At 42.0% G+C, this 1,704-nt stretch carries 2 protein-coding genes; one reads left to right on the top strand and one right to left on the bottom strand.

Going from position 1 to position 1,704, the window contains the following annotated elements; all coding sequences use genetic code 11:
- Window positions 1–206 precede the first annotated feature (206 nt).
- Window positions 207–350 carry a hypothetical protein gene (locus tag ACTG7X_RS10995; RefSeq protein WP_439258489.1) on the bottom strand — a complete coding sequence of 48 codons (144 nt, stop codon included), beginning with the start codon at window positions 348–350 and terminating at the stop codon, window positions 207–209.
- 207 nt (window positions 351–557) lie between these two features.
- On the opposite strand from ACTG7X_RS10995, the gene ACTG7X_RS10990 reads away from it, so the two are divergent.
- Window positions 558–1,704: Ig domain-containing protein (locus tag ACTG7X_RS10990; RefSeq protein WP_439258488.1), on the top strand; the 1,147-nt coding region annotated here is incomplete at its 3' end.

The raw sequence follows: 1,704 nt of genomic DNA, 5'->3' as shown, positions 1-1,704 counted from the left end.
GAAAACAGGGCAAAAATGGGACGCTGAACGTTATTTATTAACAGCTTAAAAAATGAGCAATTAGTGAGTTAACACGGTTGCTACATTAGATTGAAAAATAGTCAATTACTCAATAATAAGAATTATAATCATTAAATATAGCCAAAATGTATTTGCTATCGGAAACAATTATATGTAGAATGAGCTGAATATTACACTTATTTTTATTAGGTGTTTAACCAAAAAAGACTTGACACATTATATGGCTGAAATACAAAATTTAAGCAAGCAAGCAAGCAAGCAAGCAAGCAAGCAAGCAAGCAAGCAAGCAAGCAAGCAAGCAAGCAAGCAAGCAAGCAAGCAAGTATCATTTAGCACTTTCCTTATGGGTAAGTACCATTTTTGTTTTTCCGACAAAAATGTCATCTTTCACCCTTCACCTTTTTTCTATCCTTGAAAATATACTGGCAGGATTTTCTGCCGGAGCTGTTTTCATTTCCGCTTTTCAATCGCGTATACGACTGAAAAAACTTTTAACTAACTTTTAATTTATGAACAAATAAATCTGGGAGATTTTTATGAGCGTTTTACTTAAAGTTAAGACCCAAGGCAACACACAAACCATTGAAGTTGCTAAGAATGTAGCAAATCAAGCAGTTAAAATTCAACATGTCGGCGGTAACGCAGTTTACGAATTGCTTGACCAAGATACCGGCGTAGCACCACAGCAAATTGTGACCAAGCGTGTGGGTGATGATTTGTATATCACCTTTGAAAATTCACAAGATGAAGATTTGATCATCACCGATTATTATAATGATCCCGCGTTAATTCAAGGTTTAGCCGAAAACGGACAATATTACGCTTATGTACCTGCTAACGGTGAATCTGCGAATGCTATTGCAGTATTAAATGACAGTATGCTTGCCAGCGAAGTATTAGGCGGTGATCCTATCGTTGCTGGCTGGTTACCACATTGGGGATGGATTGCCGCAGGTGTTGCTGCGATTGCGGGCATTGCGATTGGTGCGGGTTCAGGTGGTTCAGGCGGTTCAAATGGTTCATCTGGAAGTGATACTTCAGATTCCACAGCACCAGTGATTACCGCAGATGATACGGCGACAGTGACAGAAAAAGCGGCAATCACGCCAATCAAAGTGAGCGTGACTGACAACGTTGACAAGACCCCGACGGTGACCGTAGACGGCTTACCAACAGGCTTAAGCTACGATCCAGCGACAGGAGAGATCACTGGTACACCAACGGTGACTGATTGGACAGATGGCCAAACTGAAAAAGTCATCAAAGCGACAGTAACGGCGAAAGATGACGCAGGTAATACAGAAACCAAAGAGATTGAAATCAAAGTTCAACGCGACACAGATGGCGACAAAATCCCAGATGCGAGCGATGACGACAAAGATGGTGACGGCATCAAAAATGATGACGACAAAAATCCATTGGTTGCTGACACAGAAGACCCAGTGATTACGGCTAATGGTGCGACGGTGACAGAGAAATCGCCGATTGAGCCGATAGCAGTGACAGTTGTAGATAATGATGACAAGACGCCGACAGTAACCGTAGAGGGTTTACCAGATGGCTTGACGTATGCGAATGGACAAATCACGGGAACACCAACAGCAATAACAGATTGGAAAGCAGGTGAACAAGAACGCACCATTACTGCGACAGTGAAAGCGAAAGATGACGCAGGTAATGACG

The organism is Lonepinella sp. BR2271 (genome assembly GCF_051851515.1).
Taxonomy (GTDB): domain Bacteria; phylum Pseudomonadota; class Gammaproteobacteria; order Enterobacterales; family Pasteurellaceae; genus Lonepinella.
This window is presented reverse-complemented; position numbering and strand designations above follow the sequence as displayed.

Excerpts from the sequence above, each read along its gene's own strand:
- ACTG7X_RS10995 (WP_439258489.1), bottom strand. The coding sequence starts at position 350 with ATGATACTTGCTTGCTTGCTTGCTTGCTTGCTTGCTTGCTTGCTTGCT.